The following is a 23,026-nucleotide window of genomic DNA, read 5'->3' as shown; positions in this document are numbered from 1 at the left end:
ATTTTGTATTTACGGAGAAAAAAATGTCAGAACAAGAACAAAAAATTGAAACCCCAGAAGTAGAAAAGCAAGAAGACGCTGTTGTGGAAGAAACACAACAAACAGAGCCTTCTCAAGAACTTGATCCTTTAGAAGAAGCTATTGCGCGAGTGCAAGAGCTTGAAGAACAGCTAAAAACTCAAATAGAAGAAGCGGCAAACAAAGAACAGGATATTTTACTTCGCTCTCGTGCTGAAATTGAAAATCTTCGTCGTCGTACTGAACAAGACGTAGAAAAAGCACATAAATTCGCATTAGAAAAATTCTCAAAAGACATTTTGAATACTATCGATAACCTAGAGCGCGCACTTGCCACTCCAGCAAATAAAGAAGATGAAAGCGTAAAAGCCTTATTTGACGGCGTAGAACTAACCTTAAAAGAATTAGTTTCAACCGTTGGTCGTTTTGGCGTGGAAGCTGTGGGGGTTGTCGGTGAAGCATTTAATCCTGATTTACATCAAGCCATTTCAATGCAACCTGCTGAAGGCTTTGAAAGCAATCAAATTAGCGTCGTATTGCAAAAAGGCTACACCTTAAATGGTCGAGTCATTCGCCCAGCGATGGTAATGGTGGCAGCTTAAGCCATAAGATAAAAAAGAGCGGTCGATTTTTCGGCCGTTTTTTATATCCATAAATAAAAATTATATGATTAATTTTATTGTTCCCCCTCCCCTTCCGTTTTAAAAATGAAAACTTTGATCTCGCTCACAAAATCAAAAAATATTTGAGAAAAGTTATCAACAACTTAATTTGATATTTTTCTAATAAAATCAATCTCTAACAAAATCCTCGTATGATAAAAGGCCTAAAAACACTACATATTGTGTGTTGATTATCTTTTTAGATCTATATATAGTGCACTCCGCATTTCAAAAACACTATATATTGGAGCTATATCATGAGTAACTTTGGGGTCATCAAGCGCGATGGTTCTCGTGCGGAATTTGAGATTCAACGTATCATCAATGCCATTAAAAAAGCCGCAAGTGCGGTCAATATTTCCGATGAATTTTATTGCCACCAAATTGGGCAAGAAGTAGGAAATGAAATTTTCACCCATCATCAAGGCGAGATTGATATTAATCAGATTCAAAAAATCGTTGAAGATAAATTGATGGCAAGTCGTTATCCCGAGGTTGCTCGTGCATATATCGAATATCGTCATGATCGTGATTTAGCTCGCGAAAAACGTAGTCAGCTAACAAAAGAAATTGAAGGTTTGATTGAACAAAGCAACGTAGAATTACTTAATGAAAACGCCAATAAAGACGCGAAAGTGATTCCAACACAACGTGATTTGCTTGCTGGGATTGTGGCAAAACATTATGCCAAACACCATATTCTTCCACGCGATGTGGTGGAGGCTCACGAAAAAGGTGAAATTCATTATCACGATTTAGACTACGCACCGTTCTTCCCAATGTTTAACTGTATGTTAGTTGATTTAGAAGGGATGCTTTCTCGTGGTTTTAAAATGGGTAATGCGGAAATCGAACCCCCTAAATCTATCGGCACCGCAACGGCAGTGACAGCACAAATTATCGCCCAAGTGGCCAGCCATATTTACGGCGGCACAACCATTAACCGTATTGATGAAGTACTTTCCCCTTATGTACAAATCAGTTACGAAAAACACCTCAAACATGCCCAAGAATGGAACGTGCCTGATGTTGAAGGTTATGCAAAAGCATTAATTGAAAAAGAATGTTTCGATGCCTTCCAATCTTTAGAATATGAAGTCAATACACTGCATACGTCGAATGGACAAACACCCTTTGTTACCTTTGGTTTTGGTTTAGGTACAAGCTGGCAATCCCGCTTAATTCAGAAAGCTATTTTGAAAAATCGTATTCGTGGACTCGGAAAAAATCATAAAACGCCAGTCTTTCCAAAACTCGTTTTCACCATTAAAAAAGGCCTGAACCAAACTCAAGGCGATCCGAATTACGATATCAAACAACTCGCATTAGAATGTGCATCAAAACGTATGTATCCAGATATTCTCAATTACGATCAAGTTGTCAAAGTAACGGGCTCTTTTAAAGCTCCAATGGGATGCCGTAGCTTTTTAGGAGCATACGAAGAAAACGGCCACGAAATTCACGATGGGCGTAATAATCTGGGTGTGGTGAGTTTGAATTTACCGCGTATTGCGTTGGAGTCTAAAAACGAAGAAGATTTCTACCGCACTTTAGATGAACGTTTGGCTATTGCGAAAAAAGCATTAATGACGCGAGTTGCCCGCCTTGAAAATACCAAAGCTCGCGTTGCCCCCATTCTTTATATGGAAGGCGCATGCGGAGTGCGGTTAAAAGCGGATGAAAATGTGGCACAAATTTTCAAAAATGGACGCGCCTCTATTTCGCTTGGCTATATTGGTATTCACGAAACTATTAATGCGCTCTATAACAAAGGGCATATTTTTGATGATGAACAATTACGCGAAAAAGGCATTGCAATTGTTCGCCACCTTAGCGAGGCAGTTAAACGCTGGCAAAAAGAAACAGGCTATGCCTTTAGCCTTTACTCCACGCCAAGTGAAAACTTATGCGACCGCTTCTGCCGTCTAGACACCAAAAAATTTGGCGTGATTGAAGGCGTAACGGATAAAGGCTACTACACGAATAGTTACCACTTAGATGTCGAAAAGAAAGCGAATCCTTACGATAAACTAGATTTCGAAATGGCATATCCCCCACTCGCTAGCGGCGGTTTTATTTGCTACGGTGAATATCCAAATATTCAACACAACTTAAAAGCATTGGAAGATGTGTGGGATTATAGCTACGATCGCGTGCCTTACTACGGAACAAACACACCGATTGACGAATGTTATGAATGTGGTTTCACCGGTGAGTTTGAATGTACCAGTAAAGGTTTTGTCTGCCCGAAATGTGGCAATCACGATAGCACAAAAGTTTCTGTCACTCGCCGCGTATGTGGCTATCTAGGCAGCCCTGATGCTCGCCCCTTTAATGCGGGAAAACAGGAAGAAGTGAAAAGAAGAGTTAAACACCTTTGATTAACACTCTAGCAAAAGCACGCGTTTTTTAATGCGTGCTTTTTGTTTCTAGCTTTGGCATTCCCCAAAATCTCCGCTAAAATAACCGCACTTTTTCTTATCCTCAAGGAAAGCAATATGTCAGATATTCTCAATAACCTCATTCATCTTCTTAAACTTGAAAAAATTGATGATTTAATCTTTCGTGGAGAAAGCCAAGATTTAGGTTTTCGCCAAGTATTTGGCGGGCAAGTTGTGGCTCAAGCATTATCAGCAGCAATGCAGGTCGCGCCTGAAGATCGCATTTTACATTCTTGTCATGCCTATTTTCTTGCTCCGGGAGACAGCCAATATCCGATTATTTACGATGTGGAAACCTTGCGTGAAGGGCGTAACTTTTCTGCATTACGCGTGAAAGCCATTCAACATAAAAATACCATTTGTCATGTAACCGCTTCTTTCCAAGTGCCTGAAAAAGGTTTTGAACATCAAAATACGATGCCAAATGTTGGTACACCTGAAGACTTTACAGATGAAAATGTGATGCTACAAAAAGTGGCTCAAACCTTGCCAGAACCACTCAATGAAAAATTTGCCGCAGAGCGTCCATTTGAGGTACACACCAAATATTTGAATAACCCATTTAATGGGACAAAATTGCCAGCCGAGCAATATTCTTGGTTTAAAACCAATGGTGAAACGCCGCTTGATATAAAAATTCAGCAATGTTTATTGGCTTATTTTTCCGATTTTCACTGTATTTTGACCGCACTTCATCCGCACGAAAAAGGCTTTTTACAAAAAGGAATGAAAGTGGCAACCATTGATCACAGTATTTGGTTCCATCGTCCGTTTGATTTAAATCACTGGCATTTACACGCAATTGAAAGCAACAATGCCTTTGGAGGGCGAGGCTTAGCACGTGGGCAAATTTTCTCGCAAGATGGTCAATTAATCGCGACAACACAACAAGAAGGCTTGATCCGTTTTAACGAATAAGAGAGAAAAAATGACCGCACTTATTACACAATTTTGGCAACAAGTTGAAACCGCACTAAAAACAGCTAATCCACAAGAAAAATGTCGTTTAGTTAATGATCTCTACGATAATCTTCTGCCGCAAATTCAGTTGATAAAATTAGACGATTTTCCCGAAGTCGTGCCGCAAGATAATATTGCCGCTTTTCCTGAAAAACCACTCTTAGTTGCACCAAAAGATGTGCCAAAACGTTCTTTTGCCACAGAAGAAGGCTATGCTGCCACATTGCACGCTATCGCACATATTGAGTTTAATGCGATTAATTTAGGCTTAGATGCGGCTTGGCGATTCGGGCGTAATGCACAAGAAGAACTTGGCGAAGGTTTGGCTTTTGTGAAAGATTGGCTGCGTGTCGCTCGTGAAGAAAGCACGCATTTTTCCTTAGTCAATGAACATTTGAAAACATTGGGTTATCAATATGGTGATTTTGAAGCTCATGCTGGATTATGGGAAATGGCGCAAGCTACCGCTCACGATATTTGGGAACGAATGGCGTTAGTTCCTCGTGTATTAGAAGCAAGAGGCCTCGATGCAACACCTGTTCTGCAAGAGAAAATCGCACAACGTAAAGATTTTGCCGCAGTGAACATTTTGGATATTATTTTGCGTGATGAAATTGGCCATGTGTATATCGGCAATCATTGGTATCACGCACTTTCTAAAAAACGGGGTTTGGATGCGATGAAATGCTTTACGGAGCTTTTACACAAATACCGTATTGTGATTTTTAAAGGTGTCATTAATACCGATGCTCGTATTCAAGCGGGTTTCACGCAGCATGAGTTAGATTGGATTTATGAAGTGGAACAAACATTAAAATCTTACATGAAAAAATAAATATCTTGATGTCTTAAACTTTTTTCGTTAGTGCTATTTCTTATTTCCTCATAATGATCTTCAAACTGGAAAACAGAACGCTCAACCCAGTCATCATAAAATAACTACAACAAACAACCATTCAAATTAAAATGAGTGGTGATATAAAAAAGCCATACAATTTGTAACTGTATGGCTTTATAGAACATAAAATTAAATGTGTTGATTAATAAAATTTGCCAATTGTGTTTTTGGTAATGCTCCAACTTGAGTAGCAACAACTTGACCATTTTTGATCAATAATAATGTTGGGATACTACGGACACCAAATTGTGCTGGCGTTGTTTGGTTATCATCCACATTCATTTTTACAATTTTTACTTTACCTGCAAATTCAGGAGCAAGCTCATCTAAAACTGGCGCAATCATTTTACAAGGACCACACCACGGTGCCCAAAAATCTAATAATACAGGGATATCTGAATTCACAACGATACTTTCAAAGTCAGCATCATTAATATGTAATACTTCGCTCATTTTTATTTCCTTATTTTATGAATAATGTTCAAAACAAGAACATTTTTGATTTACTAGTGAAATGAAGAATAACACTGTTTTAACAAATGTAAACTTATTGTTTTAATTGTCAAAAACTAAATAGCAAGTAAAATCTCACTTCATCCTCATTATTTCAAATTAGAAAATGCCTGTAATAAATCAGCCTTAATATCTTCTACATCTTCAATACCGACAGAAAAACGCAGCAAGGTATTCGTAATTCCACGGGCTACACGCTCAGATTCTGGAATATCCATATGGGTTTGCGTTGCTGGATAAGTAATAAAACTTTCTGTGCCGCCTAGACTTTCAGCAAAAGTAATCAATTTGATGGATTTTAAGAATGTATTAACCCAAGCTTCATCTTGCAAACGGAAAGATAACATCCCCCCTTTATTTGGATAAAGCACTGATTCCACTTGTGGTTGAGCTTTTAAAAATTCAGCAATAGCTTGCGCATTTTCTTGATGGCGTTTCATGCGCAAAGAAAGTGTCTTCATACCACGAATAGTCAGCCAAGAATCAAAAGGTGAAAGCACCGCACCTGCACCATTTTGAATATAAGCAATACGATCACAAAGCTCTTGTCCTTTCGCAACAATTAAACCAACAAGTGCATCATTATGACCAGCAATATATTTAGTCCCGCTGTGAATCACCACATCTGCGCCTAAATCTAATGGGCGAGAAAGCACTGGCGTTAAAAACGTATTGTCCACGATCAACATCAAGTTATGTTTTTTCGCAAGTTTTGCAATTTCAACCACATCACATTCTTCCATTAAAGGATTTGATGGGGTTTCAATAAAAATCGCTTTCGTATTTGGGTTAATTGCCGCCTCAATTTCAGAAGTAGATGCTGTATTGACATAAACAGGCTTTACACTATTGTTATTTTTATAAGAGAAATCTAATAGTCGATAAGTACCACCATACACATCGCTAGAAACGATCCATTCATCTGGGCCAGTGAAAAGCGTCATCAAAACTTGAATTGCAGCCATACCAGAAGAAAAAGCAAAACCACGATCTCCATTTTCTAATTTAGCTATCGTTTCTTCTAATACCGTACGAGTTGGGTTTTTAGTCCGCGTATAGTCAAACCCTGTACTCTCACCAATTCCATGATGCCCATAAGCCGTAGAAAGAAAAATTGGCGCAGAAACTGAACCAGTTCGCTTATCACTTCGATTACCGGCTTGCGCTAATAAGGTATCAATTGCATATTGTTGTATCATAACATCCTCTAAAAACAATAAAAATTCACCGCACTTTCATGCTATAAAATATACTGAACATTTTGGCATAAAGGGGAAAGTGATAAAAGTGGAAATTATATAATTGCATAAATTTCTATTTATTCATCATTTTGTGAGAATTATTTAAACAAAGTGAATCTTTTTTAAACGGTTAAAAAAAATTTTTTACTCTATGATTGACAGCTTTTTAAATTTCCGTAAAATGCGCACCACTAACAGCGAATGCGGGAATAGCTCAGTTGGTAGAGCACGACCTTGCCAAGGTCGGGGTCGCGAGTTCGAGCCTCGTTTCCCGCTCCAATTCGTGGCGTGTTAGCAAAGCGGTTATGCACTGGATTGCAAATCCATGTAGCTCGGTTCGACTCCGGGACACGCCTCCATAATACGCAAATGTTAGTTGTCTATATGCCCGAGTGGTGGAATCGGTAGACACAAGGGATTTAAAATCCCTCGCCTTTCGAGGCGTGCCAGTTCAAGTCTGGCTTCGGGCACCATTTAAACACCAATCCAAAGATTTTAAAATTTACTTTAAAATCATCTAATTGGGTCGTTAGCTCAGTCGGTAGAGCAGCGGACTTTTAATCCGTTGGTCGAAGGTTCGAATCCTTCACGACCCACCAATATTAAAAACTTACAACGCTTAAAATTTTATCTTGCGATTACACAAAAAATACTAAATATATTATTCATATTCTATTTAAAATGAAAAAAAATAACTGCACTTAGTTTCCTAATATACAGTTATCTTCGTATTAGCCAGAGAAATTAACGTACCTGACCTAATGGAATTTCAGCATCCGGTTCATTTGTAATCCGATTACGTAAATCACGACGAATCACTTCAATAGTCCAGAACCAGAAAATATGTCCCACTAATTCAGAAATATGTTCATATAATGGCCACTCTGCAACTGGCGGTGTTAAACCTAATGCAGGGAAAGTAATATAGTGAACACAAATATTGGCAATAATACCAGCTCCGATACCCTGCCAAAATTTAATTTTAGGGAAGCGTTCTGCAACTATACAATAACCAATAGCAAATACTAAAGAGAAAATAATATGCGTGACACCAATCCAGTTAAATGCATGATCCGCAAATGTAAATGCAGCTTGAGTCGGGTCAATACCAATGTAATCACGTAAAAAAACATGTGGTGGATTTAGAAATGCACGTGAACATACAGAAAGAATTTGGTCTTGACTTAAACCAGTCACATCCACTTTACAAGCTGCAGCAAAGAAATCAATTGGGCTGCGTGGTGGAAATGGATGCTCAGCTCCCCATTTTACAAATGCAGAAATAATTCCTGCGATGATGCCTACAAAAATAGCTACGCCATAATGACGACGATTTGCAGGGCTTTGAGTAAAAATACCTGACATATTTTGCTCCGAAATTAAGAAAAAATAACCGCACTTGCTATACAAAACTCAGCCATAACCAAAATGCGACACAAATTTTGTTTTAATAACAAAATTTAGGTAGAAATGTTAAAGAATTTAAAAGATTAGTCAAGTGCCAACTATAAACAACAAATAATTTCACTTATAATGACCCAAAATATTCATTGAGAAGTACTATGTTAGAAATGTTAAGAAATTGGTATATACGCCGATTAAGCGATCCTCAAACAATGGGGTTACTTGCTATTTTATTGTTTGGCTTCCTTGCTATTTATTTTTTTGGAAATCTAATCGCACCGCTGCTTATTGCTATCGTATTAGCTTATTTGCTCGAAATGCCAATTCGTTTCTTAAACTTACGTTTACGCTTTCCAAGGATCATGGCCACTATTCTTGTCTTTGGTAGCTTTATCAGTATCGCTACCATATTCTTTTTAATTCTTGTACCAATGCTTTGGAATCAAAGTATTTCCTTATTAAGCGATTTACCAGCGATGTTTAATAAACTCAATGAATGGTTACTTAATCTACCAGAGCATTATCCAGAACTCATTGATTATTCTATGGTAGATTCCATTTTTAATTCCGTACGAGAAAAAATTCTTGGTTTTGGTGAATCAGTGGTGAAACTGTCGTTAACATCAATTATGAACTTAGTTTCTCTCGGTATTTATGCTTTCTTAGTACCACTAATGATGTTCTTCATGTTAAAAGATAAAAAAGAACTTTTACAAGGGGTGAGCCGCTTTCTGCCAAGAAACCGTCATTTAGCTTTCAAGGTTTGGATAGAAATGCAACAACAAATTTCTAATTATATTCATGGTAAATTATTAGAAATTTTGATTGTAACTTTAATTACTTATATTATTTTTCTTATTTTTGGCTTGAATTATCCACTTCTCTTGGCATTTGCTGTAGGGCTTTCAGTGTTAGTGCCTTATATTGGAGCTGTGCTTGTCACCATTCCTGTTGCCTTGGTCGCATTATTCCAATTTGGTGTAAGCCCAACATTTTGGTATATCATCATTGCTTTTGCCATAAGTCAACTTTTAGATGGCAATTTACTTGTTCCTTATTTATTCTCTGAGGCAGTAAACTTACATCCATTAGCGATCATTATTTCAGTATTAATTTTCGGTGGATTGTGGGGGTTCTGGGGCGTATTTTTTGCTATTCCACTAGCAACTTTAGTGAAAGCAGTTCTAAATGCTTTACCTGAAGATTAATATGAAATATTCAGATAAAGGAATAATTTAAAACAGTTTATTTCATTACTACGCGTTTTTAATTACCCTCTAGGATGAAATCTTTCATGCAATCGTTTCAATCGCTCTTTTGCCACGTGAGTATAAATCTGTGTTGTGGATAAATCTGTATGCCCTAGCAACATTTGCACCACGCGTAAATCCGCACCGTGATTCACTAAATGAGTGGCAAAAGCATGGCGAAGAACGTGGGGGGAAAGTGCATCAGCATCAATATCCGCGAGAATGGCATAATGTTTTACACGATGCCAGAAAGTTTGACGAGTCATTTGCTGTGCGCGCTGACTTGGAAACACAACATCAGAACTCTGCCCATTTAATAGCACAGGGCGACCATAAAGCATAAATTGACGAACCCAATAGGCAGCTTCTTCCCCCATTGGCACAATACGTTCCTTATTCCCTTTACCAATCACTCGCACCACGCCTTGTTGCACGCTCATGTTTTCAATTGTAAGCGAAACTAACTCCGTGACACGAAGCCCAGTTGCATAAAGCAATTCTAACATTGCTTTATCACGCAACTCCAAAGGCACTTCAACATCTGGCGTATTGAGTAAATCTGACACTTGTTGCTCAGTTAAATATTTTGGTAGGCGACTGGGTAATTTAGGCGAACTTAGCACCGCACTTGGATCATCCACTCGGTATTTTTCCCGATATAAATATTGGAAAAGTTTACGCATTGCACTTAACATTCGCGCGGTGCTCGTGGCTTTGTAACCTTTCTCCAAGCGTTCACCTAGAAAACCTTGCAAATCAACAGCATCTAAGGTTTCCAAAGACAAGTCGTTTTTATCCAACCAATCACAAAGTGCGGTTAAATCCAAACGATAAGATTGAACGGTATTTTCTGAAAGCCCTTTTTCAATCCAATATTCATTAAGAAACAAATCAATGAGCGCTAGATTTTTCATATTACTTTTCTACAAGGAAAGCGATTCATCCTATTTATGCTGAACAATCAAAAAGGCATTTAACTTACGTGGAATCACAAAAAATGCGGCTGCCGCAATGATACTCATAAATAAAAATGTCATCGCCGGCGACGTTGGATAAATCGTGCCTGCAATCGCAGTGAAAATGGCAATTAGCACCCCATTCGATAAGCCATTATACAAACCTTGCAACTTCGCAATATGACTTTGCGGTTGCGTGGTGATATAGCGAACAATCGCATAATGGCAAACGGCATAAGTCAAACTATGCATAAGTTGCAATAAGAATATCAACCAAAAATCTTCAACATATCCCATTACAGCCCAGCGTCCGATGCACGCAAGCGCAGAAATATAAAGCAGCACACTGATAGAAATATTTTGAAATAAGCGACGAGAAAAGAAAAATAATACAATTTCTGCTAATACCCCAATGCCCCAAAGTAAGCTAGTTTGTGAAACAGAAATTCCAATGCTTGTCCAATAAATCGTGCTATACACATAATAAGCCGCATGAGAGCCTTGAATAAGCCCCACTGCAATCATGACCCGCAATGTAATAGGATTTTTCAGTAACGCAATAAAACTAATATTATTTTGAGCGCCACCTTCAGGTATCTCATCTTTTGGGGGAATGGTTGGTTTTAAAAGCTGAATGATAGTATAGAAGGATAAAAGTGCGGTTAAAATCCACACGATATTTTGCTCGCCAACACAGCCAATCATGCCACCGAACACAACTACACCAAGAATAAAAGCAGCAGAACCAATCAAACGTACTTTACCGTAATCCAAGCCTATTTGTCGTTGCCAAGTGGATGCCAACGAATCTCCAATCGGCATTCCTGCTGAATTCACAGAGGCATATAAACCAATAGCAATAAACAACAACCAAAAATTATGTGCAACTAAACTCATAGCCACCATAATAATGGCCGATGCTAACGCCAATAGGCGTAAGGAATTAATAATATGATTGGCTTTTTTAATCAGCGATGAAAAAAATAATCCGCCCGCAAATCGGAAAATATAAGCACTCCCGATCACCAAACCAATCATTTCTTCACCATATTGCTGCGATTTCAACCATGCGGGGAAGAAAGGCAAAAATATGCCATAAGCGCAGTAGTAACCTAGAAAGCTCAGTGCGAGCCAATAAAAAGGACGAACTTGCATCAGAATAACGTTTCCATTTCTTGTGAACGAGACAAACAAGCCTGCATAGCTTGCTCTATTGTTTGATTAAAATGTTGTGCATCAAATACCGCTAACGCTGCCGCAGTGGTGCCACCTTTCGAGGTGACATTTTCACGCAAAGTTGAAAGCGCAATTTTCGGATTTTCTGTCACCATTTTTGCTGCACCAAGCATGGATTGCTGCACTAATTCACGGGCAATTTTCTCATTAATATTCATTTTGATTAAGACTTGCTGCATCGCTTCCAGCATCAAAAAGAAATAGGCTGGACTACTTCCTGAAGCGGCAGTTACTGCGTGCATTTGGGCTTCATCGCCCATCCAAACGGTTCTTCCCACTGCCCCCAACAAATCTTGTGCAAAAGTGCGGTGATTTTCGCTCGTATTTTTCGGTGCGAATAACCCCGCCATGCCTTCCCCCACAAATGCGGGCGTATTTGGCATGACGCGCACTATCGATTTTATACTTGGAATTAATGAGTTCAAGCGTTCAGTTGAAATCCCCGCAGCAATGGAAATTAACAATTTATCGGAAAAATCCACCGCACTTAGTGGCGAACAAACTTCAGCCATCATTTGAGGTTTTACCGCAAGCAACACAACTTCCGCTTCGGTTGCACTTTCCACATTATTTTCTGAAGTTGCCACACCAAGATTGGCAAAAAATGCTCTTTTTTCCTCATTCGGATCATTCACAATAATTTGCTCGGCAGGATAACCTTGTTTCAACAGGCCAAGAATAATCGCCTGTGCCATATTGCCGCCACCAATAAAGGCAATCAATTTGTGTTGCATCGTTTTTCCTATTTTTATGGGCTATAATGCTATACATTCTACCCTATATTGAAGGAAGTGTTACGATGTGGTTCAAAAATTTAATGACTTATAGACTGACTAAACCGCTAGATTGGGATCTTGCACAGCTACAAACTCAACTGGAAGATTGTCAATTCCATCCTTGCGGTACTCAAGATCAAAGTAAATTTGGCTGGTCAGCCCCATTACGAGGAAGTGATTTACTCTATTTTTCTGTAGGAAAGCAAATTCTATTAGTGGCGAAAAAAGAAGAAAAAATCTTGCCGGCAAATGTGGTCAAACGTGAATTAGATGAACGCATTGAAAGCCTTGAACAAAAAGAAAATCGCAAACTTAAAAAGGTAGAAAAACAAACATTAAAAGATGATGTCGTGATGAATTTATTACCTCGTGCATTTAGTAAAAATCAGCATACGGCGCTATGGATTGATACGGAAAATAATCTTGTTCATGTTGATGCAGCATCGAGTAAACGCGCGGAAGATGTGCTCGCATTACTGCGTAAATCCTTAGGATCGCTCCCTGTTGTGCCTTTAGCCTTTGCTAATGAACCCAGCACGATTTTAACAAATTGGATCCTTCAAGATAGTTTACCGCATTGGTTAATTGCATTAGAAGAAGCCGAGCTTCGCGGCAGTCAGGAAGACAGCGTTATCCGTTGCAAAAAACAACCTTTAGAAAATGAAGAAATTCTCGCACTTCTGCAAGATGGCAAAAAAGTAGTAAGTAAATTAGCCTTAGAATGGGAAGACACCTTAACTTTCGTTTTTAACGAGGATTGCAGCCTCAAACGTTTAAAATTTGCAGATAGTGTACGGGAAAAAAATGATGATATTCTGAAAGAAGATTTTGCACAGCGTTTCGATGCTGATTTTGTACTGATGACTGGTATTTTAGCCAAACTCACCGAAAATTTATTAGGTGAATTTGGCGGAGAAAAAACTAGATTATAAAGATATGCGGCTAAAAAATGCCGCAATTTTATTTTTTTATGTTAGTAAATAACTTTCCTATAAAAATGCTCACTACAAGCATTACGAATGCTGGCACTAACCATGCCATTCCTTCTGATGAAAGAGGAAAATCTTTCAATAATGTGTTAATGCTTTCAGGTAACATTTGTACATTATTTAAACTATCACATAAGCTAAAGCATAGCGTGACAATTAAAGAACTATAGTAAGTCAATTTGATTGATGGTAATTTATCACGTAAAAATTGCAAAAACACTAATACAATCGCTATAGGATAGATCAATAATAGGGCTGGAATCGTAATACGAAGCAAATCAGTTAAGCCATATTGAGAAACAGTAATTGTCATTGCAGTAAAAATTGCTACCCAAAACGGATAAGAAAAACGTACTGAAAATTTCGCAAAATAATCAGCAGCAGCACTCGTTACACCAACAAGAGTAGTTAAACTTGCTAGTACGATAATTCCCGCCATAATCCAAGTACCTGCTGAACCAAACAATGCACTCACATAACGTGAGAAAACTTGTCCACCATTTGTTACACCTTCAGCAACCGAGGCACTTGTTGCACCAAGGTAAAAGAGTGAAAAGTATAATCCAGCAAGCAAAATGACTGAAACAAAACCTGCTGAAATGGTATATTTCACAATATCTTTTGTATGAACCACATTTTTTGCGGCAAGTGCACGTGAGACAATTCCTCCAAATGCAATGGCAGCAAGCACATCCATAGTTTGATAACCACTTGTTAAACCGATGAATAAAGCCTGACCTGACTCATAAGCTTTTGTGGGAGCCTGAATCTCGGATAATGGAGAAATAAAAACTGTCACCGCTACCACAACTAATAACACCAATAATGCAGGCGTCATAAATTTACCTACACTTGAAATAATCGTGTTTGGACGAATCATAAATCCCATCGCGATTAAGTTAAAAACAAGAGAAAAAACAAATCTAACTGTTGAATTATCCTCCATCAATCCTAAAGGTAACCATGCCATTTCATAAGCAACATTTGTAATTCGCGGCATGGCAAAGGTAGAACCAATTGTTAAATATAAAATAACAAGAAAAGCAGTCCCTGCCCATTTAGGTAAATCTTTCGTTAATTCTTCTCCTCGCCCTAAAATAGAAACAATAACCAATGTAATAAAAGGCATAAAAACACCAGTTAACACAAATCCAAAAGAGGCGCTAGCCCAATTGTACCCGGCAGTAAAACCTTCCATTGGTGGAAAAATAATATTCCCTGCTCCTAAAAATAAAGCGAAGATCATCATCCCCAAAACAATAATATCTTTACGTGAAAACATAATTTCTAACCCTAAAATCGATAGGCGTGCATTCTACAATAATTTATTACAATGCACATAAAATCCCTATTTAATAATACGAAAAATGAGATATTCATCACAATATAATTCATATTATCAGCAATTCATACAAAATGCTGGCAAAATCTTTCTCTCGTTCCCCATTTCATATAAAAATATGCTAGTATGCGCCCTTTGTTAATTTTTTGTTATTGATTTTTGAAGGGGGATTACGTGTTACAACTTATCCAGCGATTTTTAAAATTAGAATCTGCCGGTGGAATTTTATTACTTTTATCTGCTGTGGCTGCAATGTTATTGGCCAATTCACCATTAAGTGAACAATATAATAACTTCTTAAATTTACCCGTAAGCATACAAATTGGCCATTTTGCAATCGATAAAACATTAATTCATTGGATCAATGATGGCTTTATGGCTGTATTTTTTATATTGGTCGGTATGGAAGTCAAAAAAGAATTATTTGAAGGCTCACTTTCTAGCTACCAACAAGCTATTTTCCCTGCTATAGCCGCAATAGGAGGAATGATTATTCCCGCTATCGTATATTGGTTCATTGCTAAACAAGATCCTAGTTTAGTGAATGGTTGGGCGATTCCTATGGCAACAGACATAGCCTTTGCTCTTGGCATTATGGCGTTGCTAAGTAAACAAGTTCCACTTCCACTCAAAATTTTCTTGCTAGCGCTCGCTATTATAGACGACTTAGGTGCTATCGTTGTCATAGCCCTATTCTTTTCACATGGATTAAGCGTGCAAGCACTCTTCTTTTCAGCTATCGCTATTATCGCATTAGTTTTATTAAACCGATTCAAAGTTTCTGCACTATGTGCCTATATGGTTGTTGGGGCAATTTTATGGGCTTCCGTTTTAAAATCAGGTGTTCATGCAACATTAGCTGGCGTAATTATTGGCTTTTGTATCCCATTGAATGGGAAAAATGGTGAAAAACCACTACATGATTTTGAACATATCCTCGCCCCTTGGTCGTCATTTATTATTCTGCCTCTATTTGCTTTTGCTAATGCCGGGGTAAGCTTTGAAGGACTCGATTTCACAATGCTCTCTTCCCCGTTATTATTAGCTATTGCACTTGGCTTAATTATAGGCAAGCCAGTAGGTGTTTTTAGCTTTAGCTATATCTCCGTAAAATTAGGTTTAGCCAAATTACCTAACGGTGTTAATTTTAAACAAATTTTTGCCGTTGCGCTTTTGTGTGGAATTGGCTTTACAATGTCAATGTTTCTCGCAAGCCTTGCATTTGAGGCTGACGCAGGTGAAACTATAAATACTCTATCAAGATTAGGTATTTTATTAGGATCAACTATTTCTGCCATCATCGGCTATTTTTGTTTAAAACAAACGACGAAGCCTTAGCATTATAATTGCAAAGTGCGGTGATTTTTCACCGCACTTTATAACACAATACCACTATCCGCCTTTGTAAAATTCATTACAAATAAACTTTTGAAAGTACGCACATGATACTCCCCTGTTAAAACACGACGAGTAAACGCATGATAACTTTCCATATCTTTAACATGTAATAGCAACATAAAATCATAATCTCCAGAAATTTCATAACAACTGACAACATCTGATTCTTGTCTCATTTTACGCTCAAACTGCTCTTGATAATAAGAATGTTGATTGTTCATTTCCACCATCACAAATACACTAATTGTCCGTCCTACAGCTTTAGGAGAAACAATAGCCACTTGTTTAATTATCACGCCTTTTTCTATTAAAAATTGAATTCGTCGTTGGCAGGTTGCAATAGAACTATTAACATTTACGGCCAATTCTTTTAAAGGTATCGTTGCATCTTGTTGTAATGCATTTAGAATATCTCGATCTAATTTATCAAGGGAATTCATAAAAATTTTCTCACAAATCGGGCCAAATGGATAAAATTTATCACAAAACCTCATAAATTGAGAATTTTTATTTCTATAACAACCTATAATAATTTCATCTTCAATGATGGAGTTTTCAATGAAATTAATGACTCAAGGCATATTGCTTTGCATCTTTTCTCAACTTTTATTTGGTGTCCTTTATTTATTCAGCTTATGGTTACAACCATTAAGTGGAACTGACGTTTTCGCGTGGCGAATGGTAACAATGATATTTGGTCTATTATTGATTTTATTTCCAACAATTGGTTGTAAATCAATTTTACATTTAATAACCAACATACTTGGCTATAACTGGAAACGTTGGATACTTTTCTTACTCGGTACATTTGATGCTGGAAGTCAATTTTGGCTATTTATGTGGGCACCGCTTAATAATGAAGGTGTAAATATTGCTATGGGATACTTTCTTTTTCCGCTTGTGATGGCTCTATTTGGAAGAATTTGGCTTAAGGAACAATTATCATCCACTCAAAAAATTGCTTTATTACTTGCCGCTTGTGGTGTATTCCATGAACTCTGGCATACACAAAGTTTTTCATGGACAAGCCTTTGGGTTTGTGCAGTATATCCCTTCTACTATTTAAGTAGAAAAGCCATGAAAATTCCTGCCTTGCAAGGCATTACCCTTGATGTCATCTTAATATCCATTCCTTCTATCATTTATTTATCTTACCAAAGCGATAGTTTGTCTTTGATGCTTCATAATTTTCACTACTGGTACTTATTACCAGCACTAGGAATTGTCAGTGCAGTTTCACTTTCTGCAAATTTAAAATCTAGCCAGCAAATTCCTGTTAGCATTTTTGCCGTATTAAGCTATATCGAACCAGTCTTATTATTTTTAGTTGCAGTATTTATTTTAAATATTCCAATGACGATAAGTGACTACTTCACCTACATTCCTATTTGGCTAAGCTTAGGCTTGTTAGGATTAAATGGATTAATAAAAAAGTGAGATAATTATTAATTACATTATATGATTACTTACTATCAGCTTTGTTCCTTTATAACAATAAAATTCCCCTTATAGGATCATTTCACTCTAGCCTGTTTTAATCCTTTCGGCTAAAATCGCGCCATTTCTATTTAAATGAGGAGAAAATCTATGAACTTCCCGAAAATAGCTGAACAAGTGATTGAAAAACTTGGTGGTAAAAATAACATTGCTACAGCAGCTCACTGTGCAACACGTTTACGTATCGTATTAAACGATGAAAGCAAAGTGGATAAAGAAGGTATCGAAGCAATTGAAGGGGTAAAAGGCCAATTCTCTGTGGCGGGTCAGTACCAAATTATTTTTGGCTCAGGTACGGTCAATAAAGTTCATGAACAACTTACAAAACAACTTGGTATTGGTGATATAAGTAAAGCTGAAGTTGCAGAAGCTGCCTTAGGGCAACAGAATTTACTACAACGTATAGTAAAAGGTTTAGCCGATATTTTTGTCCCAATTATTCCAGCTATCGTTGCTGGAGGTCTATTAATGGGACTTTATTCAATGCTAACCTCTATCGGTTTCTTTTGGGATAATCATTCTGTTGTCACAAAGTATCCTGAAATATCTGATTTAGTTGATTTCATCAATACAATTGCAAATGCACCGTTTGTATTCTTACCTGTATTACTTGGTTTTTCAGCAACACGTAAATTTGGTGGAAATCCCTTCTTAGGCGCAGCATTAGGTATGCTTTTAGTCCATCCTTCATTATCTGATGGCTGGAATTATGCAAAAACATTGATGGAAGGAAATATTAAATACTGGAATGTATTTGGTCTTGAAATTGAAAAAGTTGGCTATCAAGGAACAGTTATTCCAACAATTATCTCGGCTTGGGTATTAGCAACATTAGAAAAGAATTTCCGTAAATTTATACCATCTTATTTAGATAACTTAATCACCCCAATGTTTTCACTTTTTATTGCGGGTTTCCTTGCATTTACGGTAATTGGTCCATTTGGTCGAGAGGCTGGCTCTCTTATTTCAGCTGGATTAACTTGGTTATATGATACATTAGGTTTCTTTGGTGGAGCGATTTTCGGTACTTTATATGCACCAATTGTCATTACAGGTATGCATCAAACCTTTATCGCAGTAGAAACTCAATTGCTTGCCGAAATCACACAAACTGGAGGAACATTCATCTTCCCAATTGCAGCAATGTCAAATATTGCACAGGGCGCAGCTTGTTTAGGTGTAGCCTTAGCATTAAAAGATGCCAAAATTCGTGGATTAGCTGTACCTTCAGGTATTTCTGCATTATTAGGTATCACAGAACCCGCTATGTTTGGCGTAAATTTACGTTACCGCCAAGCATTTATTGCTGCGATGATTGGCTCTGGGTTAGCTAGTGCATTTATTGCATTCTTTAACGTAAAAGCGATTGCATTGGGTGCCGCTGGTTTCTTAGGTATCCCATCTATCAAACCGGACAGTTTGGCAATGTATAGTATAGGAATGGTTATTTCGTTTGTTGTGGCATTCAGCTTATCTTTCTTATTTGTAAGACGTGCACATACTAAATAACCTCATTACATCAAACAAATCACAATAAGAATCAAAAAGATAAATTTCTGCTAGAAATATATCAAAAAATAACCGCACGTCAGATCAAAGTGCGGTTATTTTCTTAACGTTTTTCCAAAATTGGTTTAAGGAATCTGGCAGTATGAGATCCTTCGACTTTAGCAACTTCTTCAGGCGTGCCAGTAGCAATAATTTGTCCGCCACCGCTTCCCCCTTCAGGGCCAAGATCGACAATCCAGTCTGCCGTTTTAATCACATCAAGATTGTGTTCAATGACGACAATAGTATTTCCTTGATCGCGTAATCGATGCAGTACTTCAAGTAATTGCTTAATATCAGCAAAATGCAAACCAGTCGTTGGCTCATCTAGAATATACAAAGTTTTACCTGTATCACGTTTAGAAAGCTCCGTAGCTAGCTTAACGCGCTGCGCTTCACCGCCTGAAAGTGTTGTAGAAGATTGACCTAATCGAATATAGGATAATCCCACATCCATCAAGGTTTGTAATTTTCTTGCAATCATTGGAATCGCATCAAAAAACTCGCGAGCCTCTTCCACCGTCATATCTAAAACTTGATGAATCGTTTTACCTTTGTAACGAATTTCTAAGGTTTCGCGATTATAGCGTTTACCTTTACATTGGTCGCAAGGGACATAAACATCCGGTAAAAAATGCATTTCAACTTTGAGTACACCATCGCCCTGACAAGCTTCACAGCGTCCACCACGTACGTTAAAGCTAAAACGTCCTGGATTATAACCACGCGCACGCGCCTCTGGCACTCCTGCAAAAAGTTCACGAATCGGAGTAAATAAGCCTGTATAAGTGGCTGGATTTGAACGTGGCGTGCGTCCAATAGGGCTTTGGTTAATATCAATAACTTTATCGAAATGCTCTAATCCCTCGATAGATTGATAAGGTGCGTAATCCGTCTTTTCCGCTCGATTTAACACATTTTGCGCAAGTGGAAATAAAGTATCATTAATGAGTGTTGATTTTCCTGAGCCTGATACACCACTTACGCAAGTAAACAAGCCAACGGGAATATCTAAATTTACATTTTTTAAATTATTGCCTGATGCCCCTTTAAGTTTGAGCCATTTTTTCTTATCAAGTGCGGTGCGTTTTTTAGGAATTTCGATTTTATCTGCGCCCGACAAGAATTTCCCTGTGATGGAATTTGGATTCAGCATAATTTCATCGGCATTTCCTTGCGCAATAACTTGCCCACCATGCACGCCAGCACCAGGCCCAATATCTATAATATGGTCAGCAGCACGAATCGCGTCTTCATCGTGTTCCACGACAATTACCGTATTACCAAGATTACGCAGATGAATTAATGTGTTAAGTAAGCGTTCATTATCACGTTGGTGCAAGCCAATAGAAGGTTCATCTAATACATACATCACACCAACAAGCCCCGCACCAATTTGGCTAGCAAGGCGAATACGTTGTGCTTCACCACCTGAAAGAGTTTCAGCAGAACGAGAAAGAGAAAGATAATTCAAACCAACATTGACTAAGAACTGCAAACGCTCGCGGATTTCTTTAAGAATTTTTTCCGCAATTTGCGCTTTTTGACCTGTTAAAGAAAGTGCGGTGAAAAATTCGAGCGTTTCACCAATACTTTTTTCCGCGATCATCGGTAAATTCGTTTTTCCAATATACACATTACGCGCTTCTGGTCGTAACCGAGATCCTCCACAGTCTGCACAAGGTCGATTGCTAATATTTTTTGCTAATTCTTCACGCACCGACATTGATTCCGTTTCTTTATATCGGCGAGCCATATTATTCAAAATACCTTCAAAAGGATGCTTGCGAATAACCACATCCCCCCGATCATTCATATATTGGAATTCAATTTCCTCTTTACCTGAGCCATGCATAATGATGTGTTGAATTTTCTTTGGTAAAGATTCATAAGGGGCTTCAATATCAAAATTATAATGTTTTGCCAATGAGGTGAGCATTTGATAATAATAAAAATTACGACGATCCCAACCTTTCACCGCACCACCAGCAAGGGAAATAGTTGGATTTTGTACCACTCGCTCTTCATCAAAATATTGTTGCATACCCAAACCATCACAAGTAGGGCAAGCTCCGGCTGGATTATTAAAGGAAAATAAACGAGGTTCTAATTCTGGCACAGAATAACCGCAATGCGGACAAGCAAAATTTGCCGAAAAAACTAATTCTTCCGCTTTCGGATTATCCATATCTGCCACAATCGCGGTGCCACCTGAAATCTCTAATGCGGTTTCAAAAGACTCCGCTAAACGTGTTGCTAAATCTGACCGCACTTTAAAGCGATCCACTACCACTTCAATAGTATGTTTTTTCTGTAACTCTAATTTAGGCGGATCAGATAAATCGCAAATTTCGCCATCAATACGCGCACGAATATAACCTTGTGCAGCAATATTTTCTAAAATCTTAACATGTTCACCTTTTCGATTTTTGACAACTGGCGCAAGTAACATCATCTTGCTGTCTTCTGGCAAACTTAATACTTTGTCCACCATTTGACTAATCGTTTGTGCCGTTAATGGAACATCATGATCTGGACAACGCGGTTCACCTACTCGAGCAAACAATAAACGTAAATAATCATAAATTTCGGTAATTGTTCCCACCGTAGAACGTGGATTGTGTGAGGTAGATTTTTGTTCAATGGAAATTGCAGGGGAAAGTCCCTCAATAGAATCCACATCAGGCTTTTCCATTAAAGATAAAAACTGACGGGCATACGCCGAAAGAGATTCAACATAGCGGCGCTGCCCTTCTGCATAAAGTGTATCAAACGCTAAAGAGGATTTTCCCGAACCTGAAAGCCCAGTGATCACCACAAGTTTATTGCGTGGAATAGTTAGATTTATATTTTTCAGGTTATGGGTTCGGGCCCCGCGAATATCGATATTTTCCATAAAATAACTCAAAAGGATGAAATAAGTTTAAATTCTGCGATCATTATCGCATATTTTAATATCTGTGCAAATATCCAGTTAAAATATATAGATCTTTTGAAAAATTTCAGGCAAAATAACCGTACTTTTTTAGATAAAAAATGAGGTTTTTTATGGCTGGAGTTAATAAAGTCATTATTGTGGGTCATCTAGGCAATGATCCTGAAATTCGTACCATGCCGAATGGCGATGCCGTAGCAAATATTAGCGTAGCGACTAGCGAAAGCTGGAATGACCGCAATACTGGCGAGCGCCGTGAAGTAACGGAATGGCACCGCATTGTATTCTATCGTCGTCAAGCAGAGATTTGTGGTGAATATTTACGCAAAGGCTCTCAAGTATATGTAGAAGGTCGTCTAAAAACGCGTAAATGGCAAGATCAAAATGGTCAAGATCGTTACACCACAGAAATTCAAGGTGATGTAATGCAAATGCTTGGTGCTCGTAATCAAGCTGGTGGCTACTACTCTAGTGATATGGGATCTGCACCACAACCCTCTTACCAAGCTCGTCAAACTAACAATGGTGGTAGTTACCAATCATCTCGTCCAGCGCCACAACAAGCTGCACCACAGGCTGAGCCACCAATGGACGGATTCGATGACGATATTCCGTTCTGAATTCCATCATATACAGAATAACTGCAAATAAAATATATATACGTGTAGAGAGCCCTTTAATGACAAGGGCTCTCTTTTTTACATTTATTACAGCAATTCATCTGTCGACGCCCCCGTTTGCATCACCGTAATATTCACCATCGGAAACCGCATATCAGGATAGGCATTAATCGGCAAGGTTTGAAAAGTAGGAATACCAAGAATGGTTAAAAGCAAAAATAATATAATAATCGGAATAGGATAACGAATTACCCAAGATGAGATTTTGAAATTCATAATAGAACTTAAAATTACTAATTATCAGTGATTTTAGTAACTTGTAAGACTTATTTTAAGTGAGGG

General features: G+C 38.0%; 20 protein-coding genes and 4 tRNA genes. 14 read left to right on the top strand and 10 right to left on the bottom strand.

Annotation, left to right across the window (positions count from 1 at the left end; genetic code table 11):
* The first annotated feature begins 23 nt into the window (after positions 1-23).
* From grpE to A9501_RS00650, 4 genes are all read left to right on the top strand, one after another.
* A complete protein-coding gene (gene grpE, locus A9501_RS00665) occupies positions 24-620 on the top strand; it encodes a nucleotide exchange factor GrpE (protein ID WP_140449484.1) in 597 nt (198 codons plus the stop codon).
* Positions 621-937: 317 nt separating this feature from the next.
* Positions 938-3,061: an anaerobic ribonucleoside-triphosphate reductase gene (gene nrdD, locus A9501_RS00660; RefSeq protein WP_065264522.1), complete on the top strand. Its 2,124-nt coding sequence runs from the start codon at positions 938-940 to the stop codon at positions 3,059-3,061.
* A 117-nt stretch (positions 3,062-3,178) separates the two neighbouring features.
* A complete protein-coding gene (gene tesB, locus A9501_RS00655) occupies positions 3,179-4,039 on the top strand; it encodes an acyl-CoA thioesterase II (protein ID WP_065264521.1) in 861 nt (286 codons plus the stop codon).
* A 10-nt stretch (positions 4,040-4,049) separates the two neighbouring features.
* Positions 4,050-4,916, top strand: coding sequence for a ferritin-like domain-containing protein (locus A9501_RS00650; protein ID WP_065264520.1), 867 nt, complete (start codon positions 4,050-4,052; stop codon positions 4,914-4,916).
* Between the two features lie 192 nt (positions 4,917-5,108).
* Here the strand turns inward: A9501_RS00650 and trxA are convergent, their stop codons facing one another.
* Positions 5,109-5,432, bottom strand: coding sequence for a thioredoxin (gene trxA, locus A9501_RS00645; RefSeq protein ID WP_048954178.1), 324 nt, complete (start codon positions 5,430-5,432; stop codon positions 5,109-5,111).
* A 149-nt stretch (positions 5,433-5,581) separates the two neighbouring features.
* Entirely contained in the window at positions 5,582-6,691 is a 1,110-nt protein-coding gene (locus A9501_RS00640) for a methionine biosynthesis PLP-dependent protein (protein WP_065264519.1), read from the bottom strand.
* Between the two features lie 245 nt (positions 6,692-6,936).
* Between A9501_RS00640 and A9501_RS00635 the strand changes: the two genes are divergently transcribed.
* From A9501_RS00635 to A9501_RS00620, 4 genes are all read left to right on the top strand, one after another.
* A tRNA-Gly gene (locus A9501_RS00635) sits at positions 6,937-7,012 on the top strand.
* Between the two features lie 6 nt (positions 7,013-7,018).
* Positions 7,019-7,092: transfer RNA gene (locus A9501_RS00630), tRNA-Cys, on the top strand.
* Positions 7,093-7,119: 27 nt separating this feature from the next.
* Positions 7,120-7,206 (top strand) — tRNA-Leu (locus A9501_RS00625).
* A gap of 50 nt (positions 7,207-7,256) precedes the next feature.
* Positions 7,257-7,332 (top strand) — tRNA-Lys (locus tag A9501_RS00620).
* Positions 7,333-7,477: 145 nt separating this feature from the next.
* Here the strand turns inward: A9501_RS00620 and A9501_RS00615 are convergent.
* Positions 7,478-8,098: a YagU family protein gene (locus tag A9501_RS00615; RefSeq protein WP_065264518.1), complete on the bottom strand. Its 621-nt coding sequence runs from the start codon at positions 8,096-8,098 to the stop codon at positions 7,478-7,480.
* 197 nt (positions 8,099-8,295) lie between these two features.
* On the opposite strand from A9501_RS00615, the gene A9501_RS00610 reads away from it, so the two are divergent.
* Positions 8,296-9,345, top strand: coding sequence for an AI-2E family transporter (locus A9501_RS00610; protein WP_048954180.1), 1,050 nt, complete (start codon positions 8,296-8,298; stop codon positions 9,343-9,345).
* Positions 9,346-9,407: 62 nt separating this feature from the next.
* Here the strand turns inward: A9501_RS00610 and xerD are convergent, their stop codons facing one another.
* Genes xerD through proC form a run of 3 tightly spaced genes read right to left on the bottom strand, consistent with a single transcriptional unit; the run spans position 9,408 to position 12,313 of the window.
* On the bottom strand, positions 9,408-10,301 hold the full coding sequence (gene xerD, locus A9501_RS00605; RefSeq protein ID WP_005636429.1) for a site-specific tyrosine recombinase XerD: 894 nt from the start codon (positions 10,299-10,301) through the stop codon (positions 9,408-9,410).
* A gap of 30 nt (positions 10,302-10,331) precedes the next feature.
* A complete protein-coding gene (locus A9501_RS00600; protein ID WP_065264517.1) occupies positions 10,332-11,498 on the bottom strand; it encodes a 3-phenylpropionate MFS transporter in 1,167 nt (388 codons plus the stop codon).
* Positions 11,498-12,313, bottom strand: coding sequence for a pyrroline-5-carboxylate reductase (gene proC, locus A9501_RS00595; RefSeq protein WP_065264516.1), 816 nt, complete (start codon positions 12,311-12,313; stop codon positions 11,498-11,500). Before proC ends, A9501_RS00600 begins: the two co-directional genes overlap by 1 nt.
* A 65-nt stretch (positions 12,314-12,378) precedes the next feature.
* On the opposite strand from proC, the gene rdgC reads away from it, so the two are divergent.
* The gene (gene rdgC, locus A9501_RS00590) at positions 12,379-13,287 is read left to right on the top strand and encodes a recombination-associated protein RdgC (RefSeq protein ID WP_065264515.1); all 909 of its coding nucleotides are present in this window, start codon (positions 12,379-12,381) and stop codon (positions 13,285-13,287) included.
* Between the two features lie 28 nt (positions 13,288-13,315).
* On the opposite strand, the gene brnQ is transcribed toward rdgC, so the two are convergent.
* Positions 13,316-14,626 (bottom strand): branched-chain amino acid transport system II carrier protein, encoded by a 1,311-nt coding sequence (gene brnQ, locus A9501_RS00585; RefSeq protein WP_065264514.1) that lies wholly within the window; start codon positions 14,624-14,626, stop codon positions 13,316-13,318.
* A 234-nt stretch (positions 14,627-14,860) separates the two neighbouring features.
* Between brnQ and nhaA the strand changes: the two genes are divergently transcribed.
* Positions 14,861-16,024, top strand: a complete 1,164-nt coding sequence (nhaA, locus tag A9501_RS00580; protein ID WP_065264513.1) for a Na+/H+ antiporter NhaA — start codon at positions 14,861-14,863, stop codon at positions 16,022-16,024.
* A 38-nt stretch (positions 16,025-16,062) separates the two neighbouring features.
* On the opposite strand, the gene A9501_RS00575 is transcribed toward nhaA, so the two are convergent.
* The gene (locus A9501_RS00575; RefSeq protein WP_065264512.1) at positions 16,063-16,524 is read right to left on the bottom strand and encodes an Lrp/AsnC family transcriptional regulator; all 462 of its coding nucleotides are present in this window, start codon (positions 16,522-16,524) and stop codon (positions 16,063-16,065) included.
* 118 nt (positions 16,525-16,642) lie between these two features.
* On the opposite strand from A9501_RS00575, the gene rarD reads away from it, so the two are divergent.
* Together rarD and A9501_RS00565 are read left to right on the top strand one after the other, a co-directional pair.
* The gene (rarD, locus tag A9501_RS00570) at positions 16,643-17,521 is read left to right on the top strand and encodes an EamA family transporter RarD (protein ID WP_065264511.1); all 879 of its coding nucleotides are present in this window, start codon (positions 16,643-16,645) and stop codon (positions 17,519-17,521) included.
* Between the two features lie 150 nt (positions 17,522-17,671).
* Entirely contained in the window at positions 17,672-19,090 is a 1,419-nt protein-coding gene (locus A9501_RS00565; protein WP_065264510.1) for a sucrose-specific PTS transporter subunit IIBC, read from the top strand.
* 103 nt (positions 19,091-19,193) lie between these two features.
* On the opposite strand, the gene uvrA is transcribed toward A9501_RS00565, so the two are convergent.
* Entirely contained in the window at positions 19,194-22,025 is a 2,832-nt protein-coding gene (gene uvrA / locus A9501_RS00560; protein WP_065264509.1) for an excinuclease ABC subunit UvrA, read from the bottom strand.
* Between the two features lie 152 nt (positions 22,026-22,177).
* On the opposite strand from uvrA, the gene A9501_RS00555 reads away from it, so the two are divergent.
* Positions 22,178-22,684: a single-stranded DNA-binding protein gene (locus tag A9501_RS00555; protein WP_065264508.1), complete on the top strand. Its 507-nt coding sequence runs from the start codon at positions 22,178-22,180 to the stop codon at positions 22,682-22,684.
* 87 nt (positions 22,685-22,771) lie between these two features.
* Here A9501_RS00555 and A9501_RS00550 read toward each other — a convergent pair whose 3' ends face one another.
* Positions 22,772-22,960 carry an efflux RND transporter permease subunit gene (locus A9501_RS00550; protein ID WP_065264507.1) on the bottom strand — a complete coding sequence of 63 codons (189 nt, stop codon included), beginning with the start codon at positions 22,958-22,960 and terminating at the stop codon, positions 22,772-22,774.
* Between the last annotated feature and the right edge of the window lie 66 nt (positions 22,961-23,026).

It is taken from the genome of Haemophilus sp. CCUG 66565 (genome assembly GCF_001679495.1).
In the GTDB taxonomy this organism is placed as follows: domain Bacteria; phylum Pseudomonadota; class Gammaproteobacteria; order Enterobacterales; family Pasteurellaceae; genus Haemophilus; species Haemophilus haemolyticus_K.
The sequence above is the reverse complement of the archived record's forward strand: the minus strand, read 5'-3'. Positions and strand labels throughout refer to the sequence as shown.

Bases quoted from the DNA above. Each gene is read 5' to 3' on its own strand.
- grpE (WP_140449484.1), top strand. From the start codon at position 24: ATGTCAGAACAAGAACAAAAAATTGAAACCCCAGAAGTAGAAAAGCAA.
- nrdD (WP_065264522.1), top strand. From the start codon at position 938: ATGAGTAACTTTGGGGTCATCAAGCGCGATGGTTCTCGTGCGGAATTT.
- tesB (WP_065264521.1), top strand. From the start codon at position 3,179: ATGTCAGATATTCTCAATAACCTCATTCATCTTCTTAAACTTGAAAAA.
- A9501_RS00650 (WP_065264520.1), top strand. From the start codon at position 4,050: ATGACCGCACTTATTACACAATTTTGGCAACAAGTTGAAACCGCACTA.
- trxA (WP_048954178.1), bottom strand. From the start codon at position 5,432: ATGAGCGAAGTATTACATATTAATGATGCTGACTTTGAAAGTATCGTT.
- A9501_RS00640 (WP_065264519.1), bottom strand. From the start codon at position 6,691: ATGATACAACAATATGCAATTGATACCTTATTAGCGCAAGCCGGTAAT.
- A9501_RS00615 (WP_065264518.1), bottom strand. From the start codon at position 8,098: ATGTCAGGTATTTTTACTCAAAGCCCTGCAAATCGTCGTCATTATGGC.
- A9501_RS00610 (WP_048954180.1), top strand. From the start codon at position 8,296: ATGTTAGAAATGTTAAGAAATTGGTATATACGCCGATTAAGCGATCCT.
- xerD (WP_005636429.1), bottom strand. From the start codon at position 10,301: ATGAAAAATCTAGCGCTCATTGATTTGTTTCTTAATGAATATTGGATT.
- A9501_RS00600 (WP_065264517.1), bottom strand. From the start codon at position 11,498: ATGCAAGTTCGTCCTTTTTATTGGCTCGCACTGAGCTTTCTAGGTTAC.
- proC (WP_065264516.1), bottom strand. From the start codon at position 12,313: ATGCAACACAAATTGATTGCCTTTATTGGTGGCGGCAATATGGCACAG.
- rdgC (WP_065264515.1), top strand. From the start codon at position 12,379: ATGTGGTTCAAAAATTTAATGACTTATAGACTGACTAAACCGCTAGAT.
- brnQ (WP_065264514.1), bottom strand. From the start codon at position 14,626: ATGTTTTCACGTAAAGATATTATTGTTTTGGGGATGATGATCTTCGCT.
- A9501_RS00575 (WP_065264512.1), bottom strand. From the start codon at position 16,524: ATGAATTCCCTTGATAAATTAGATCGAGATATTCTAAATGCATTACAA.
- rarD (WP_065264511.1), top strand. From the start codon at position 16,643: ATGAAATTAATGACTCAAGGCATATTGCTTTGCATCTTTTCTCAACTT.
- A9501_RS00565 (WP_065264510.1), top strand. From the start codon at position 17,672: ATGAACTTCCCGAAAATAGCTGAACAAGTGATTGAAAAACTTGGTGGT.
- uvrA (WP_065264509.1), bottom strand. From the start codon at position 22,025: ATGGAAAATATCGATATTCGCGGGGCCCGAACCCATAACCTGAAAAAT.
- A9501_RS00555 (WP_065264508.1), top strand. From the start codon at position 22,178: ATGGCTGGAGTTAATAAAGTCATTATTGTGGGTCATCTAGGCAATGAT.
- A9501_RS00550 (WP_065264507.1), bottom strand. From the start codon at position 22,960: ATGAATTTCAAAATCTCATCTTGGGTAATTCGTTATCCTATTCCGATT.